Source organism: Mycolicibacterium holsaticum DSM 44478 = JCM 12374 (assembly GCF_019645835.1).
In the GTDB taxonomy this organism is placed as follows: domain Bacteria; phylum Actinomycetota; class Actinomycetes; order Mycobacteriales; family Mycobacteriaceae; genus Mycobacterium; species Mycobacterium holsaticum.
Window position 1 is genome coordinate 1,358,962 of sequence record NZ_CP080998.1, and the last position, 16,863, is coordinate 1,375,824.

Annotated in this window: 17 protein-coding genes; 10 read left to right on the top strand and 7 right to left on the bottom strand. The window is 68.0% G+C overall.

The window, feature by feature from the left end:
* Positions 1-5 precede the first annotated feature (5 nt).
* The 5 genes from K3U96_RS06635 to K3U96_RS06655 all read right to left on the bottom strand — a co-directional run bounded on the left by K3U96_RS06635 (position 6) and on the right by K3U96_RS06655 (position 5,226).
* The gene (locus K3U96_RS06635; protein WP_069404707.1) at positions 6-653 is read right to left on the bottom strand and encodes a VldE C-terminal domain-containing protein; all 648 of its coding nucleotides are present in this window, start codon (positions 651-653) and stop codon (positions 6-8) included.
* A gap of 54 nt (positions 654-707) precedes the next feature.
* Positions 708-1,847, bottom strand: a complete 1,140-nt coding sequence (locus K3U96_RS06640) for an Mrp/NBP35 family ATP-binding protein (RefSeq protein ID WP_069404706.1) — start codon at positions 1,845-1,847, stop codon at positions 708-710.
* 34 nt (positions 1,848-1,881) lie between these two features.
* A complete protein-coding gene (locus K3U96_RS06645; protein WP_230982386.1) occupies positions 1,882-3,300 on the bottom strand; it encodes a lytic transglycosylase domain-containing protein in 1,419 nt (472 codons plus the stop codon).
* 115 nt (positions 3,301-3,415) lie between these two features.
* Positions 3,416-3,937, bottom strand: coding sequence for a DUF1003 domain-containing protein (locus K3U96_RS06650; protein WP_220692462.1), 522 nt, complete (start codon positions 3,935-3,937; stop codon positions 3,416-3,418).
* On the bottom strand, positions 3,934-5,226 hold the full coding sequence (locus K3U96_RS06655) for a magnesium transporter MgtE N-terminal domain-containing protein (RefSeq protein ID WP_069404703.1): 1,293 nt from the start codon (positions 5,224-5,226) through the stop codon (positions 3,934-3,936). The genes K3U96_RS06650 and K3U96_RS06655 overlap by 4 nt, the downstream gene beginning before the upstream one ends.
* 25 nt (positions 5,227-5,251) lie before the next feature.
* Between K3U96_RS06655 and K3U96_RS06660 the strand changes: the two genes are divergently transcribed.
* On the top strand, positions 5,252-6,220 hold the full coding sequence (locus tag K3U96_RS06660) for an HpcH/HpaI aldolase/citrate lyase family protein (RefSeq protein WP_220692463.1): 969 nt from the start codon (positions 5,252-5,254) through the stop codon (positions 6,218-6,220).
* Positions 6,221-6,230: 10 nt separating this feature from the next.
* Here the strand turns inward: K3U96_RS06660 and K3U96_RS06665 are convergent, their stop codons facing one another.
* Positions 6,231-6,923, bottom strand: coding sequence for a DUF4190 domain-containing protein (locus K3U96_RS06665; protein ID WP_069404702.1), 693 nt, complete (start codon positions 6,921-6,923; stop codon positions 6,231-6,233).
* Positions 6,924-7,029: 106 nt separating this feature from the next.
* On the opposite strand from K3U96_RS06665, the gene K3U96_RS06670 reads away from it, so the two are divergent.
* The 9 genes from K3U96_RS06670 to K3U96_RS06710 all read left to right on the top strand — a co-directional run bounded on the left by K3U96_RS06670 (position 7,030) and on the right by K3U96_RS06710 (position 15,935).
* On the top strand, positions 7,030-7,557 hold the full coding sequence (locus tag K3U96_RS06670) for a general stress protein (RefSeq protein ID WP_069404701.1): 528 nt from the start codon (positions 7,030-7,032) through the stop codon (positions 7,555-7,557).
* 244 nt (positions 7,558-7,801) lie between these two features.
* Complete coding sequence (locus tag K3U96_RS06675; RefSeq protein WP_271035567.1) at positions 7,802-9,199, top strand: ABC transporter substrate-binding protein; 1,398 nt, start codon at positions 7,802-7,804, stop codon at positions 9,197-9,199.
* Positions 9,196-10,122: a carbohydrate ABC transporter permease gene (locus K3U96_RS06680; RefSeq protein WP_220692464.1), complete on the top strand. Its 927-nt coding sequence runs from the start codon at positions 9,196-9,198 to the stop codon at positions 10,120-10,122. Before K3U96_RS06675 ends, K3U96_RS06680 begins: the two co-directional genes overlap by 4 nt.
* Before the next feature lie 13 nt (positions 10,123-10,135).
* Entirely contained in the window at positions 10,136-10,960 is an 825-nt protein-coding gene (locus tag K3U96_RS06685) for a carbohydrate ABC transporter permease (RefSeq protein WP_205870993.1), read from the top strand.
* A gap of 4 nt (positions 10,961-10,964) precedes the next feature.
* On the top strand, positions 10,965-12,182 hold the full coding sequence (locus K3U96_RS06690) for an ABC transporter ATP-binding protein (protein WP_220692465.1): 1,218 nt from the start codon (positions 10,965-10,967) through the stop codon (positions 12,180-12,182).
* Entirely contained in the window at positions 12,179-12,784 is a 606-nt protein-coding gene (locus K3U96_RS06695) for a suppressor of fused domain protein (RefSeq protein ID WP_069404697.1), read from the top strand. The genes K3U96_RS06690 and K3U96_RS06695 overlap by 4 nt, the downstream gene beginning before the upstream one ends.
* An 86-nt stretch (positions 12,785-12,870) precedes the next feature.
* On the top strand, positions 12,871-13,860 hold the full coding sequence (locus tag K3U96_RS06700; RefSeq protein ID WP_069404696.1) for a malate dehydrogenase: 990 nt from the start codon (positions 12,871-12,873) through the stop codon (positions 13,858-13,860).
* Between the two features lie 42 nt (positions 13,861-13,902).
* Positions 13,903-15,087, top strand: a complete 1,185-nt coding sequence (locus K3U96_RS06705; RefSeq protein WP_230982387.1) for an NAD(P)-dependent malic enzyme — start codon at positions 13,903-13,905, stop codon at positions 15,085-15,087.
* Positions 15,088-15,089: 2 nt separating this feature from the next.
* Positions 15,090-15,935, top strand: coding sequence for a glycine betaine ABC transporter substrate-binding protein (locus K3U96_RS06710; protein ID WP_220692466.1), 846 nt, complete (start codon positions 15,090-15,092; stop codon positions 15,933-15,935).
* Positions 15,936-16,017: 82 nt separating this feature from the next.
* Here the strand turns inward: K3U96_RS06710 and K3U96_RS06715 are convergent, their stop codons facing one another.
* Complete coding sequence (locus tag K3U96_RS06715; protein WP_220692467.1) at positions 16,018-16,848, bottom strand: SDR family NAD(P)-dependent oxidoreductase; 831 nt, start codon at positions 16,846-16,848, stop codon at positions 16,018-16,020.
* Between the last annotated feature and the right edge of the window lie 15 nt (positions 16,849-16,863).

The window sequence follows — 16,863 nt, forward strand, 5'->3', positions numbered from 1 at the left end:
GCGCGTCAGATGACGTAGTTCTCGTCCCCGGTCGGATATCCACCACCGTTGGTGGCGATGTGGACGTGGTCGAAGTGGTTGGCGGTTTCGTTGCCGTAGTCCGCGGTCCAGCTCGGCGCGCCGACGCCCGGGTAGAAGCCCTGCCGCCAGATCACGTGGATGACGCCCCATCGTTGCGCGTTCGCCAACGCGAACCCGGCGATCTGGTTGCCGAGCTCGATGCCCTTCTCGCTGCCGTGGTTGGGGATCATCACGTCGATGGCCAACCCGTTGGGATGCCACTTCAGCGGATCCTGGCGGTATCCGCCGATCGTGGTGATCTCCGGGAACAGCACGCTCAGCGCGCGGGCCACCCGGATGGTGTTGACCTGCAGGCCGTTTTCGGGCGCGACGCCCGGCGGCAACTGGAACGGGACCGCGGCGGTGGCCACCGGCGCGCTTGCCGCCATCAGCTCGGCCTCGGTGGGGGTGCGGATCGGCGGCGCATCGGCGGGTTTGGCCACCTGCCCGGCCGGGACGGGTGCTGCCGGGGGTTTCGGCGCGGGCTCGGCGGTCTGGGCGTAGAACAGGCCGGCGGCCAGGGCGATAGAGGCGACCAGCGCCAACCACCGGCCACGGCCGCTGGCTAACCGGTCTTCACGCACGAACAGCACTGTAACGCCGCATTCAACGGCCCGTGGCGATCTTCGCCATCGGACACGCGACCGTTATTGTCGGCCGGCGGGATCAAGACCCAGCGACATGCCGGCCAGGCCGCGTTTGCGGCTCGACAGCGCGTCGGCGACGTTGCGCAGCTCCTTGCCGGCAGCGGAGTCCGGCGCCGAAAGCACCAGCGGCACACCGGAGTCGCCCGCGGTCACCAGCGCGGGGTCCAGCGGCACCTGACCCAGCAGCGGCACATCGGCGCCGACAGCCCGCGACAGCCGCTCGGCCACCTGCTTGCCGCCGCCCTCGCCGAAGAGCTGCATGGTGGTGCCGTCGGGCAGCAACAGCCCGGACATGTTCTCCACGACGCCGACGATGCGCTGCCGGGTCTGTAGCGCGATCGCCCCGGCGCGCTCGGCGACCTCGGCGGCCGCCAGCTGCGGGGTGGTGACCACCAGGATCTCCGCGCCCGGAATCAGCTGGGCCACCGAGATGGCCACGTCCCCGGTGCCCGGGGGCAGGTCGAGCAGCAGCACATCCAGATCGCCCCAGTAGACGTCAGCCAGGAACTGCTGCAGCGCACGGTGCAGCATCGGCCCGCGCCACACCACCGGGGTGTTGCCCTGGGTGAACATCGCGATCGAGATCACCCGGACGTCGTGGGCCACCGGCGGCAGGATCATCGACTCGACCTGGGTCGGGCGGTCGGTGGTGCCCATCATCCGCGGTACGGAGTGGCCGTAGATGTCGGCGTCGAGCACACCGACCGAGAGCCCGCGCGCGGCCATGGCCGCGGCGATGTTGACCGTGACGCTGGACTTGCCGACCCCGCCCTTACCGGAGGCCACGGCGTAGACCCGGGTCAGCGAGCCCGGCTGCGCGAACGGGATGACGGGCTCGCGCGAATCGCCGCGCAGTTGCTTGCGCAGTTCGCTGCGCTGCTCGTCGCTCATCACGTCGAGGCTGACCTTGACTGCGCCGGTGCCGGGGACGTCGGAGACCGCGCGACGGACCTCTTCGGAGATCTCGGTTTTCTTCGGACACGCGGCCGTCGTCAGATACACCTCGACGTGTACGCCGCCGTCGGCTTCGACGGTGACGTTCTTCACCATGCCGAGCTCGGTGATCGGCCGCCGAAGTTCGGGGTCGATCACCTTGGTCAGCGCGGCACGGACCGCAGTTTCACGCTCAGATTCCGACATCGCCTTCGAGTCTAGGCCGACCCGAAAACGGTGCTTAAGCCACCGGCCCCGGCGCAGGCCCGGCAGGCGCGCCGACGGGTCCGGGAGCCGGCCCAGGCGGCGGTCCCGGCGCGGGCGGCAGCGGACCGATCGGTGCCGGCGGGCCCGGCGGTGGCGGCGGGCCCAGCAGTGGCGGTCCGGGCGGCAGCATCGGCTGCGCCTGGGCGGGCGCACCGAGCGCGGGCTGCAACGGAGGCGGCGGAACGTTGTCCTCGATGCAGAACACCGCGCACTCGGGCTCAGGCTTCTGCTGCATCCACGGCGGCACCCATGGTGGCGGCGCGGGCGCCTGCGGTGTCGGGGCGAGTTGGGGCACCGGCCCCGGCAGCGGTCCGAGCCGCTGGCCGGGAGCGAAGCCCGGCACGCCGGAGATCTGGTTGGCCACGCCGTCACGCTGCAGCAGCGACATCAGCGCCATCGGGTCGCCCTCGGGCAGCGCCAGCGCGTTGATCGGCAGCCCCGGCCCCAGCCCTTCGTAGTTTTCCAGGTGCTCGAGGTGCTTATCGCCCAGCGCGGGCACCGAACCGGTGATCGGCGGCAGATCCATCGGGACGACGCCGGTGGCGTAGGCCGCGGCCCAGCCCAGCACGTTGCGGGCGTAGGCCACCGAGTTGTTGTAGCGCAGGATCGCGGCCATCACGTGGGACTGGTCGCGCAGGTTCATCCCGCCGCTGCACAGGTAACGCGCGGCGGCCAGGGTCGAGTCGAACAGGTTCTGCACCTCGGCCTTACCGTCGCCGTCACCGTCGGAGGCATAGCGCGACCAGGTGCCCGGCAGGAACTGCATCGGGCCCATCGCGCGGGCATAGGTGACGCGGTCGGCCACCCGGCTCTGCACGATGACCTCGTTACCGGGCAGGGTGCCGTCCAGCGTGGGGCCGTAGATCGGCCGGACCGCGGTGCCGCTGGCATCGGTGGCGCCGCCGTTGGCGTGCATCGACTCGATGCGGCCGATACCGGCCAGCAGGTTCCAGCTGACACCGCAGGTGGGTTGCGCGGCGGCCATCATGCGTTCGGCATTGCGGTACGCCGATAACGCCATGGCCGGAATCCCCAGCGCCCCTGGTGAGTTCACCACGGCAGCGGGCGGCGGTGAGGACGCCGAGGTGGAGGCGATGTGGAACGGGGTCGGCGCTTTGGTGACCGCGACGACGGACGGGCCGGTGTGGTTCTGCGGTGAGGGTTCGACGGCGGCCAGCGGCGTCACCGCCGCGTCGCGCACCTGCGTACGCGTCGACTGCGCCGACGCGCCGACGCTGCCCGCCAGCACGACGGGGGTGATGATGGCGATCGCCATGCCCGCCCGTACCCGGGGCGGGGACAGCACGTCGTGCACACGTGGGCCCGGCTTGGCAAGCACGCGCCCTGCTCGGCGCCGCACGGCTTTGAGGGCGGCGACTCCCCTTATGTGCACTCAACCGTCCTTGGTCTGCGATCGCTTGTGAACCAGGTCACCATACCTAGTCGATTACGGAAGTGTTACAGCAATGGCGTTAGCCGGTGCAAGCGTTATTTTCCGTACCCGCCGCTCACCGCCCGCCCAGACCGGTGTCGTCATCGTTCCCGCTGGCGGCCGGTTGCTGTGGTCGGCTGAGCAGGTCGCGCAGTTCGTCGAGTTCACGGCGCAGATAGTCGCGGGTGGCGACCTCACCGACCGCCAACCGCAGAGCGGCCAGCTCACGGGCCAGGTATTCGGTGTCGGCCTTGGTCTGCAGGGCGCGGCGACGGTCTTCGTCGAGGGACACGCGGTCGCGGTTCTCCTGCCGGTTCTGTGCCAGCAGGATCAGCGGCGCGGCGTATGCGGCCTGCGTCGAGAACGCGAGGTTGAGCAGAATGAACGGATACGGGTCCCAGCGCAAGCTGACAGCAAACAAATTCAGGATGATCCAGACGATCACGAGGATGGTCTGCCATGCCAGATACCGCCCGGTGCCCAGGAACCGGGCGATCGACTCGCTGACCCGCCCGACCGCCTCGGGGTCGTAGGTGAAGCCGAACCGGCGCGACGTCAGCGGTGTGTCCAGGCGGCCCCGGGGCGACGGCTCGGTCATGACGCCCCCTCGGCGCCGGAGAGCTCGGGCTCTTCGGTGTCGCGCCAGTCCTCGGGCAGCAGGTGGTCGAGGAGGTCGTCCACCGACACGGCGCCCAGCAGGTGGTTCTCGGGGTCCACGACCGGCCCGCACACCAGGTTGTACGCGGCGAAATACCGCGTCACCGCCGACAGCGAGTCCTCGGGCGCCAGGACCGGCAGATCGGTGTCGATGATGCCGCTCACCAGGTCGGCCGGCGGCTCGCGCAGCAGCCGCTGCAGGTGCACACAGCCCAGGTAACGGCCGGTCGGGGTGGCCGTCGGCGGGCGCACCACGTACACCAGCGAGGCCAGCGCCGGGGTCAGATCGGGGTCACGGACCCGGGCCAGCGCCTCGGCGACGGTGGTGTCCGGGGCCAGCACGACCGGTTCGGAGGTCATCAGCCCGCCCGCGGTGTTGGGTGAGTGCGACAGCAACCGCCGCACATCCTCGGAGTCCTCGGGATCCATGCGGCGCAGAAAGTGTTCGGCCTCCGACGGGTTCATCGCGCCCAGCAGGTCGGCGGCGTCGTCGGGGTCCATCGCCTCCAGCACCCGGGCGGACCGCTCGGCGGGCAGCCGTTTGACCACGTCGGTCTGGTCGTCCTCGGGCAGTTCCTGCAGCACGTCGGCCAGCCGTTCGTCGTCGAAGGCGTTGATCAGCTCATAGCGCCGCTTGGCGGGCAGTTCGCGGATCGCCTCGGCCACCTCGACCGCGCGTTGCCCCTCGAACTGCTCGAGCAACTGGGCGACGCCCTGGTCGGGCATCGCCAGGCCCGACGGCGTCAGACCGTGCACCCGGCGCCAGTCCACGACGTGCACATTGCTGCGCCGGCCCAGCCTGCGCTGCGGACGCACGGCCACCTTGGTGACGACCCAATCGCGGGTGCGCGTCTGCTCGATGCCCAGATCGACGACGATGACGTCGATTCCGGCCAGATGGGACAGCTCCGGGTCATCGACGCGGACCCGCGTTTCGATGATCTGGCCCAGCACCAGAACCTCGCCGGGGCGTTGGGCGAACCGGCGCAGCGAGACGCTGCCGGTCGCCAACGTCACCGCCCCCGGTTCGATCGACGTCACGCGCAGAATCGGAACGAAAATTCTTCGGCGGGTGAGCAATTCGACGACGAGGCCGAGCACCCGCGGTTGGTGGCGCACGATGCTGATGCTGACCACCACATCGCGGACGCGGCCGATGGATTCACCGTCGGGGCCCAGTACCACCAGCCCCGCTAGCCGGGCCGCATAGACCCTGTTCACCGCCGCCATGAATCAAAGGGTAGAGAGTGTGGTTGTGGAAAACCGGTATCGACCCCGTAGAACTGTGCTTTCCGTTCCCGGCAGCAGCGCCAAGATGATCGAGAAGGCGAAGTCACTTCCCGCCGACGAGGTGTTCCTGGACCTGGAGGACGCCGTGGCACCCGACGCCAAGGCCCAGGCCCGCGGCGCCGTCGCGGCGGCCCTGGCCGAGCCTGGTTGGTCCAGCCAACTGCGCGGGGTGCGGGTCAACGACTGGACCACACCGTGGACCCACGCCGATCTCATCGAAGTGGTGTCGGCCGTCGCGTCGGCGCCGGACGCGTCACTGGACATCGTCGTGTTGCCCAAGGTGGCCGACGTTTCCCATATCCAGGCCCTGGATCTGCTGCTGAGCCAACTCGAGACGACGCACGGCCTGCCGGTCGGCGGCATCGGGATCGAGGCCCAGATCGAAAATGCGCAGGGGCTGACCAACATTGACGCAATCGCCGGCGCGCCGCGGGTGCAGGCACTCGTGCTGGGCCCGGCCGACATGGCGGCCAGCCTGAACATGCGCACCCTCGAGGTCGGCGAACAGCCCGAGGGCTACGACGTCGGCGATGCGCATCATCATGTGCTGATGCGGATCCTGGTCGCCGCACGGACCCACGGCGTCCTGGCCATCGACGGTCCGTACCTGAAGATTCGCGACATCGACGGGTTCCGTCGGGTGGCGGGCCGGTCGGCCGCGCTGGGTTATGACGGCAAGTGGGTGCTGCATCCCGACCAGATCGCCGCAGGCAACGAGATTTTCAGCCCGCGCCAAAAGGACTACGACCACGCCGAGTTGATCCTGGAGGCCTACGAATGGCACACCTCGCGCGCGGGCGGCGCCAGGGGCGCGGTGATGCTCGGCGACGAGATGATCGACGAAGCCAGCCGAAAGATGGCATTGGTGATCGCAGGTAAGGGCCGCGCGGCGGGCATGGAACGCATGGAGTCGCCGTTTCAGCCGCCGTCCTGACGCGACGAGGTCAGGAGCTCAAGAAGGCGATGCCGGTGACCACGCTGATGAGGAATGTCAACGCACCGATGACGATGCCGGCGATGGCCATTCCGCGCCCGCCCTCACCGGAGGTCTTGATCTGGTTGAGCGCGATGATCCCGAGCACGATGCCGATGATCGAGCCGATGCCGCACAGGAACGGAATCACGCCGATGACGGAGGCCACCAGGGAGCCGATCGCCATCGAATTGACCTTCTGGCCGGGGGTGCCGTACGCACCGCCGTATCCGGGTGCCGGGTAGCCCGCTGGCCCGTATCCCGGCGGCGGCTGGCCATATCCGGGCGGCGGGGGCCCGTAGCCCTGTGTGGGCGCCCCGTAGGGCGGCGCCGCGCCGTAGGGCGGCGGCGGGTATGACGGCGCGCCGAAGCCTGACGGATCCGAGTACTGCGGCGGTGGCGGATAGCCCCCTGGCGGGGGATAGCCGGCGGGGTAGGACGTCGGGTCGTAGCTCGCCGGGGGCTGATACGGCCCGCCGGGCGGGCTGAACGCGGGCGGCGACGGGTAGCCGGGTTGGTCAGCGGCCTGCTCGCGGTGCGGTTGCGCTTCCGGCGGTGTTTCGGTCGACTGGTCCCGTGCCTGCTCGACTGGCGTCGGCTCGGACGCACCTCGGTTGGAATCGGATGGTGTCGTTTCTCCTGAGTCCTCGCCGGGATTTGTCATGCTTTTCAACCTAGCGCAAGTGCTGGGCACGATTGCGGCCGTTCAAGCGTTGATCCGGTTGGGAGAATCACCTGATCAGGCGCGTGATTAAGGAGATTGAATACCGATGACCAGCCCGTTTCAACCTGGACCGAAGCCCGGTGCCGCCCCGGGCACGCCGAGCGTGGGGCGCGGTGCCCCTCCGCCGCTGCCCACGCCGCCGAAGGGATGGCCGATCGGGTCGTATCCGACCTACGCCGAGGCGCAGCGCGCCGTCGACTACCTGTCGGATCAGGAGTTCCCGGTGCAGCAGGTCACGATCGTCGGGGTGGACTTGATGCAGGTCGAACGCGTTACCGGCCGGCTGACATGGCCGAAGGTGCTCGGCGGCGGTGTGCTGACCGGCGCGTGGCTGGGGTTGTTCATCGGCCTGATCCTGGGGTTCTTCAGCCCCAACCCGTGGAGTGCACTGGCCACCGGCCTGATCGCCGGTGTGTTCTTCGGGCTGATCACATCGGCGATCCCGTACGCGATGGCGCGCGGCACAAGAGATTTCAGCTCGACGATGCAGCTGGTGGCAGGACGCTACGACGTGCTGTGCGATCCGCAGAACGCCGAACGCGGACGGGATCTGCTGGCGCGCTTGACGATCTGATCCCGCGCGAGCGTGTGCGGGCGACACGCCGTCTGCTCACGCGAGTTTGCGCACGTTCGCAATTGCGTAACGGTCTGCGACGCGCGCGGCCGTGGTGTTGCAAATCACGCGTAACTCGCCATACGGTTTGCGCGCGGGAGATTCCCGCCGGAGCCGCGGCGGCGGCGACATCGGAGGGTGGAGCCGCAGCGGCGGCGACATCGACGCGGACTGGAGGCGGGTGGTGGCCGTCCCATACGTGCGCGTGGGCGCACGGCGGTTGGGTGCTGCGTTGTTGGCTGCGCTGATGACGGCGTCCACGGTGGCGGCGTGCGGTTCTGACAGCGACGGAATCGTCATCAACTACTACACCCCGGCTAACGAAGCTCAGACGTTCACGGCGGTCGCCAACCGCTGCAACGAACAGTTCGGCGACCGGTTCACCGTTCGGCAGGTCAGCTTGCCCAAGGGTGCCGACGATCAGCGCCTGCAACTGGCTCGGCGGCTGACCGGTAACGACAAGACGCTCGACGTGATGGCGCTCGACGTGGTGTGGACCGCGGAGTTCGCCGAGGCCGGTTGGGCGCTACCGCTTTCCGATGACCCCGCCGGGTTGGCCGAGGCCGACGCCACCTCCAATACCTTGCCCGGACCGTTGGAGACGGCCACGTGGCAGGACCAGCTCTACGCGGCCCCGATCACCACCAACACCCAGTTGCTTTGGTACCGAGCCGATTTGATGGACGAGCCGCCGACCACCTGGGACGGCATGGTGGCCGAGGCGACGCGGTTGCACGCCGCGGGCAAGCCGGGCTGGATCGCCGTGCAGGCCAAGCAGTACGAGGGCCTGGTGGTGTGGTTCAACACCTTGCTGGAAAGCGCTGGCGGTCAGGTGCTTTCCGAGGACGGTAAGACAGTCACGCTGACCGACACCCCCGAGCATCGAGCCGCCACCGTCAAGGCCCTGCAAATCATGAAGGACGTTGCTACCGCGCCCGGCGCCGATCCGTCGATCACCCAGACCGATGAGACCACCGCACGGCTGGCACTGGAGCAGGGCAAAGCCGCGCTGGAGGTGAACTGGCCCTATGTTCTGCCGTCGCTGCTGGAGAACGCCGTCAAGGGCGGCGTGAGTTTTCTGCCGCTCAACGAGCGCCCCGATCTGCAAGACAGCATCAACGACGTCGGCAGCTTCTCACCCAGCGACGAGCAGTTCGAGGCCGCCTATGAAGCCAGCAAGGACGTGTTCGGGTTCGCGCACTATCCCGGTGTTGGCCCGGGCCAGCGGGCCAAGGTGACGCTGGGCGGGCTGAACCTGGCGGTGGCCAAGACGACCCAGCACCGCACGGAGGCGTTCGAGGCGATCCGCTGCCTGCGCAACATCGAGAACCAGCGCTACACCTCGGTGGAGGGCGGGCTGCCCGCGGTGCGCACCTCGTTGTACGACGATCCGACGTTCCAGGCCAAGTACCCGCAGTACGAGATCATCCGCGACCAGCTCACCAACGCCGCCGTGCGTCCGGCGACGCCGGTCTATCAGTCGGTCTCGACGCGGATCTCGGTCACGTTGGCGCCGATCTCGGCGATCGACCCGGAGCGTACGGCTGACGAACTTACCGAGCAGGTGCAGAAGGCCATCGACGGTAAGGGGCTGATTCCATGACGGCGACGGCTCCGACGGCGTCTCGCGCCGTTGCGTCCGCCGGCACCGACGACCGCAGATCCGAGCGACGGCTGGCGTTCTGGCTGATCGCGCCCGCGGTGGTGCTGATGCTGGCGGTCACCGCCTACCCGATCGGCTACGCGGTGTGGTTGAGCCTGTTGCGCTATAACCTCGCCACCCCCGACGACACATCGTTTGTGGGGCTGGAGAACTACGTCACCGTGCTCACCGACCGCTACTGGTGGACGGCGTTCGTGGTCACGGTGGCGATCACGGTTGTCTCCGTGGCGATCGAGTTCGTGCTCGGCATGGCGCTGGCGTTGGTGATGCATCGGACGATCTTCGGTAAGGGCGTGGTGCGCACCGCGATCCTGGTGCCCTACGGCATCGTCACGGTCGCGGCGTCCTACAGCTGGTACTACGCGTGGACACCGGGCACCGGTTATCTGGCCAACCTGCTGCCGGAGGGCAGCGCACCGCTGACCCAACAGATTCCGTCGCTGGGCATCGTGGTGCTCGCCGAGGTGTGGAAGACGACGCCGTTCATGGCGCTGCTGCTGCTGGCCGGTTTGGCCCTGGTGCCCCAGGATCTGCTGAACGCCGCGCAGGTCGACGGCGCAGGGCCGTGGAAGCGTCTGGTCAAGGTGATTATCCCGCTGATCAAACCGGCGATCCTGGTGGCACTGCTGTTCCGCACCCTGGATGCGTTCCGCATCTTCGACAACATCTACATCCTGACCGGCGGGGCCAACGACACCGGATCGGTGTCGATCCTGGGTTACGACAACCTGTTCAAGGCGTTCAATCTCGGCCTGGGGTCGGCGATCTCGGTGTTGATCTTCCTGTCGGTGGCGATTATCGCGTTCATCTACATCAAGATCTTCGGCGCTTCGGCGCCCGGATCCGACGAGGAGCGCCGCTGAGATGGCTGAGCGGGTGAATGCCCGGCGCGCGACGGGCTGGACGGTCGTCAACGCGCTGGTGGTGGTCTACGCGCTGCTTCCGGTGCTGTGGATCCTGAGCCTGTCGTTGAAGCCGACGTCGACTGTCAAGGACGGCAAGCTGATTCCGGACGGGATCACCTTCGACAACTACAAGGGCATCTTCCAGGGCAACGTCTTCTCCTCGGCGCTGATCAACTCCATCGGTATCGGTCTGATCACCACGCTGATCGCGGTGGTCATCGGCGGCATGGCCGCATACGCGGTGGCCCGGCTGACGTTTCCGGGCAAGCGGCTGCTGATCGGCGTCGCCCTGCTCATCGCGATGTTTCCGCAAATCTCGCTTGTGACACCGCTTTTCAACATCTGGCGCAGCATCGGGCTGTTCGACACCTGGCCGGGGCTGATCATCCCGTACATCACCTTCGCGTTGCCGCTGGCGATCTACACGCTGTCGGCGTTCTTCCGGGAGATCCCATGGGATCTGGAGAAGGCGGCCAAGATGGACGGCGCCACGCCGTGGCAGGCCTTCCGCAAGGTGATCGCACCGTTGGCGGCGCCCGGCATCGTCACCGCGGCGATCCTGGTGTTCATCTTCGCGTGGAACGACCTGCTGCTGGCCCTGTCGCTGACGGCGACCGAGCGCGCGATCACCGCGCCGGTGGCGATCGCCAACTTCACCGGCAGTTCACAGTTCGAGGAGCCGACCGGATCGATCGCGGCGGGCGCGATGGTCATCACCGTCCCGATCATTATCTTTGTTCTCATCTTCCAACGACGGATCGTCGCCGGCCTGACGTCCGGTGCGGTGAAGGGGTAGTTCGATGGCCGAAATCGTGTTGGACCGGGTGACCAAGAGTTACGCGGGCGGTGCAACGGCCGTCAAGGAGCTGTCGCTGACGATCGCCGACGGCGAGTTCATCATCCTGGTCGGGCCGTCGGGCTGCGGAAAGTCCACCACGCTGAACATGATCGCCGGGCTGGAGGACATCACCTCCGGGGAGTTGCGCATCGGCGGTGAACGGGTCAACGAGAAGGCGCCCAAGGACCGCGACATCGCGATGGTGTTCCAGTCCTATGCGCTGTACCCGCACATGACCGTCCGGCAGAACATCGCCTTCCCGCTGACCCTGGCGAAGATGAAGAAGGAAGACATCGCCCGCAAGGTCGACGAAGCCGCGAAAATCCTTGACCTGAGCGAACTGCTGGACCGCAAGCCGGCCCAGCTGTCCGGCGGTCAACGGCAGCGGGTCGCGATGGGCCGCGCAATCGTCCGCGATCCCAAGGCGTTTCTGATGGACGAGCCGCTGTCCAACCTGGATGCCAAACTACGCGTGCAGATGCGTTCGGAGATCTCGCGGTTACAGGATCGGTTGGGGACCACGACGGTCTACGTCACCCACGACCAGACCGAGGCCATGACGTTGGGCGACCGGGTGGTGGTGATGCTGGCCGGGGTCGCGCAGCAGATCGGCACTCCCGATGAGCTTTACAAGAACCCGGCCAACCTGTTCGTGGCGGGCTTCATCGGGTCACCGGCGATGAACTTCCTGCCCGCCACCATCACCGACGTGGGCATGCGACTGCCGTTCGGAGAAGTCACGCTGACCCCGGAAGCTTCGGCGCTGTTGGCCCGCCGTCAGGCACCGGCCAACGTGATCGTCGGCATCCGACCCGAGCACATCGAGGACGCCGCGGTGCTCGACGTGTACGCGCGCATCAGTGCGTTCACCTTCGACGTGACGGTCGACATGGTCGAGTCGTTGGGCGCCGACAAGTACGTGCACTTCAAGAGCGAGGGTGCCGGGGCGCGGTCGGCCCAGCTCGCGGAGTTGGCCGCCGAGTCCGGTACCGGCGAAAACGAGTTCATCGCAAGGGTTTCCACCGATTCCACGGCCAAGCAGGGTGACACCATTCAGCTGGCGGTCGACACGTCGAAACTGGTGGTCTTCGACCCGGACACCGGTAGGAACCTCACCCTCCCCGAGGTCACCGCTGGCGAGGTGTCTGCGGCATCGGCCGAAGCGCCGTCGGCCGAGTGATCGACGTCCTGGGGCTGGTGCGCGCGCACGTCGGCGAGCACTTCGCCCGGGCCGGCATCACCGCGGACCCCGACGTGGCAAGCGTCACGTTCCTCGGTACCGAGAACATCGACGTGCTGCGCTTCGGGCCCGACGGCCGACCCGGTTCCGAGGACGTCGTTCACTATGTCTCGCTGGGCTGTTCGCGGCATCCGATGTTCGACCCCACCGAGATGGTCACCGACGCGCTGCACGGTCCGCGCGCCGAGATCTGCGTGGCGCTGCGCGGTGCCTCGCCGCATGGGCTGGTGCGGTCCATCGCGATCGTGGCGGCGGCCCCCGCCGTCGAGGGGCTGGTGCTCGAGCCGAACGCGCTCATCGACCTCGAGTCACCGCTGTGGGACGGGGCGCCGTTCACCGCGTTCCTGCTGGCGACCAGTGACATCGACGACGTCGCGTTGCCGCCACCGCTGCCGCCGGTGACGGTGTTGTCGGCGACGCCGATCACCGCCACGGAGGCGGCCTGGGTGCGGCTCAAGGGCGCCGACGCGATGCGCGAGGCGTGGCAGCAGGACGGGGTCGACGTGCTCGATCCTGAGCGGCGAGCCGCCAGACCGACCTGAGCGGCGAGCGGCACCGGAGATCAGCAGGGTGACGGCGGTGCGCTAGGTTCGAGCGGGAAACCATCTGGATTCAAGGAGCATCTGACGTGAGCACAACACCCCTCAAGGTCGCCGTCACCGGTGCGGCCGGCCAGATCGGCTACAGCCTGTTGTTCCGCATCGCGAGCGGCTCGCTGCTGGGCCCTGACCGCCCGATCGAACTGCGTCTGCTCGAGATCGAGCCCGCACTCAAAGCGCTCGAGGGTGTCGTGATGGAGCTCGACGACTGCGCGTTCCCGCTGCTGGCCGGAGTCGAGATCGGCGCCGACGCCAACAAGATCTTCGACGGCGCGAACCTGGCACTGCTGGTCGGTGCCCGCCCGCGTGGACCGGGCATGGAGCGCAGCGATCTGCTCGAGGCCAACGGCGCGATCTTCACCGCCCAGGGCAAGGCCCTCGGCGAGGTGGCCGCCGACGACATCCGCATCGGCGTGACCGGTAACCCGGCCAACACCAACGCGTTGATCGCGATGTCCAACGCCCCCGACATCCCGCGCGAGCGGTTCACGGCGCTGACCCGACTGGACCACAACCGGGCGATCAGCCAGCTGGCCCGCAAGACCGGCGCCAAGGTGACCGACATCAAGAAGATGACGATCTGGGGCAACCACTCGGCCACGCAGTACCCCGACCTGTTCAACGCCGAGGTGGCGGGCAGAAACGCCGCCGAGGTGGTCAACGACCAGGACTGGATCGAGAACGACTTCATCCCCACGGTCGCCAAGCGTGGCGCCGCGATCATCGACGCGCGCGGTGCCTCGTCGGCGGCCTCGGCCGCGTCGGCGACCGTCGACGCCGCGCGCGACTGGCTGTTGGGCACGCCGAAGGACGACTGGGTGTCGATGGCGGTGGTCTCCGACGGCAGCTACGGCGTGCCGGAGGGCCTGATCTCGTCGTTCCCGGTGACCACCGAGAACGGCAACTGGAAGATCGTGCAGGGGCTGGAGGTCAACGACTTCTCCCGCGCCCGCATCGACAAGACGACAGGTGAACTTGCTGATGAGCGCAAGGCGGTCACCGACCTCGGCCTCATCTGAGTCGATTAGGTTACCTACCGGTTCGTCGCTACCCTCGACCCCGTGTCGCAAGCGGTGGAAGAGCATTCGGTGACCGAATCCAACATCGTCCTTTCTGACGACGAGATATTTGCTGCCCATGTCGGCGGCAAGCTCGGCGTACAACTCAAGGCGCCGCTGGATACTCAGCGCGCGCTGTCGATCGCCTACACCCCCGGGGTAGCGCAGGTCAGCCGGGCGATCGCCGCGGACCACACGTTGGCCGCCCGCTACACCTGGGCCAACCGCCTGGTCGCGGTGGTCAGCGACGGCAGCGCGGTGCTGGGCATCGGCGACGTCGGCCCGGCCGCGTCGCTGCCGGTGATGGAGGGCAAGTGCGCGCTGTTCAAGGAGTTCGCCGACCTCGACTCGATCCCGCTGGTGCTGGACACCAAGGATCCCGACGAGATCGTGGAGACGCTGATCCGGCTGCGCCCGACATTCGGCGCGGTCAACCTCGAGGACATCTCCGCGCCGCGCTGCTTTGAGATCGAACGCCGCCTGATCGACGCGCTGGACTGCCCCGTCATGCACGATGACCAGCACGGCACCGCAATCGTGGTGCTGGCGGCGCTGATCGGTGCGGCGGCCGTCGTCGAGCGTGACCCGGCGTCGCTGCGCGTCGTGGTCTCCGGCGCGGGCGCAGCGGGTGTGGCGTGTGCAAAGATCCTGCTGGCCAAGGGGATCCGCGACATCACGGTGCTGGACTCGCAGGGCATCGTGCACAAAGACCGGGAAAGCCTCAACGCCTACAAGACCGAGATGGCCGAGCAGACCAACCCGCGCGGGCTGACCGGCGGATTGGCCGAGGCGCTCGACGGCGCCGACGTGTTCCTCGGGTTGTCCGCGGGTGTGGTGCCACCCGAACTGGTTGCGACGATGTCCCCGGACGCCATCGTGTTCGCGCTGTCCAACCCCGACCCGGAGATCCATCCCGACGACGCGAAGAAGTACGCCGCCGTGGTGGCCACCGGGCGTAGCGATTTCCCCAACCAGATCAACAACGTGCTGGCGTTCCCGGGTGTGTTCCGCGGCGCGCTGGACGCCGGGGCGCGACGCATCACCGAAGAGATGAAGGTGGCCGCCGCCGAGGCGATCTTCTCGGTGGTCGCCGACGACCTTTCGCCCGATTGCATCGTGCCCAGTGTGTTGGACCCACGCGTCGGACCCGCTGTGGCACAAGCGGTGGCCGCCGCCGCCGGCACCTGACGATGTCCGTCCGGTGGCTGGTGTCGGCGCTCGTCGCGCTGCTCGTCCTGGCCACCGCGGGATGCGGCGACGACGCGGCAGCACCATCCATCGCGGTCGGCTCCACACCTGACCCCGAGGCGTCGGTGATCGCACACCTCTACGCGGCGGCGCTGCGGTTCTACGGCAGCCCGGCGCACGTCGAACCCGCGACCGATCCGCTGGCCCAACTGGACTCCGGCGACGTCCGCGTCGTGCCCGGCTTCACCGGGCAGCTGCTGCACCGGTTCATGCCCGACGCGACGGCGCGGTCGGCAGCGCAGGTGTACCGGGATCTGTTGTCGGCCTTACCCGAAGGTGTCGCCGCGGGTGACTACACGATGTCGGCGGAGGACAAGCCCACGCTCGCGGTCACCGAGCCGACGGCTGACGCGTGGGGCGGCCGTGACGTCACCGCGGCGGTGCACAACTGCGCCAAGCTGCGCGTCGGCCACGTCGTCGATGAACCAGGACCCGCCGCGCTCGGCACCTGCGAGCTGGGGAAGTCACGTGAATTCCCGGACAGCGCAACGCTGTTCGCGGCGGTGCTGGCGGGGGAGATCAACGCGGGGTGGACGACGACCGCTGCGACGGGTATTCCCACGGAGCTGTTGACGTTGTCGGACAAGACGTCGCTGATCCGCGCGCAGAACCTGGTGCCGTTGTACCGCCGCAACGAACTCGACGAACGGCAGGTGCTCGCGCTCAACGAGGTGGCCGGGGTGTTGGACACCGCGGCGCTCGCGCAGATGCGCGCCGATGTCGCCGACGGTGAAGACCCGGCCCGCGTCGCGGACGCGTTCCTGGCCGAACACCCCCTCGGCGACTGACCCTCTTTCTCCGCGAGCGTGCGTGTCACCGAGCGCCACGCCGTCGAATTCGACGAGTTTGCGCACGCTCGCCGGACAGCGGTCAGTGTGCGTTGGGCACCAGCCGCGACATCACCGTGTTGAAGAGCCGCTGATAGCCCGACCCGGTGATCCGCACGATCGCGTCGAGCACCTTGGCGTCCGGGCCGACGAGCACGCGGGGCCTGTTCTTCCGGACGGCGGCCAGTATTTCGCGCGCCGCCTTCTCCGGGGTGGTGATCGTCAGCCGGGTGTCGAAAGTCTTTGTCAGGCCTTCCTTGTCGACCCCCTCGGCGGCCGTCGAGTTGCGCATGATCGCGGTCTTGATGCCGCCGGGATGCACGGTCGTCACCTTCACCGGATGCCGGTTGGCGATCATCTCCTGGCGCAGCGCCTCGGTGAACCCGCGCACGGCGAACTTCGCCGAGTTGTATGCGGCCTGGCCGGGAACCGAGAAGATTCCGAACAGGCTGGAGACGTTGACGACGTGGCCGTCACCGGAGGCGATCAGGTGCGGCAGAAACGCCTTGGTGCCGTTGACCACACCCCAGAAATCGACGTCCATGACACGCTCGATGTCCTTGTACGGCGTCACCTCGACATCGCCGACGTAGGCGATGCCGGCGTTGTTGTAGACCTGATTGACGGTGCCGAAATGCGCCACCACCGACTCGGCGTACAACTCGAAGGCTTCGCGTTCGGTGACGTCGAGGCGGTCGGCCTTCACCGGCGCGCCGATCGCCTTGAGCCGCTGCTCGGTGACGGCCAGCCCTTCGGTGTCGACGTCGCTGATCGCCAGCTTGGCGCCCGACCGGCCCAGCTCGATCGCCAGCGCCTGCCCAATACCCGATCCGGCACCGGTCACCACGGCGACCTTTCCGGCGAAGCCCTCCATAACCGCTCCTCTGGT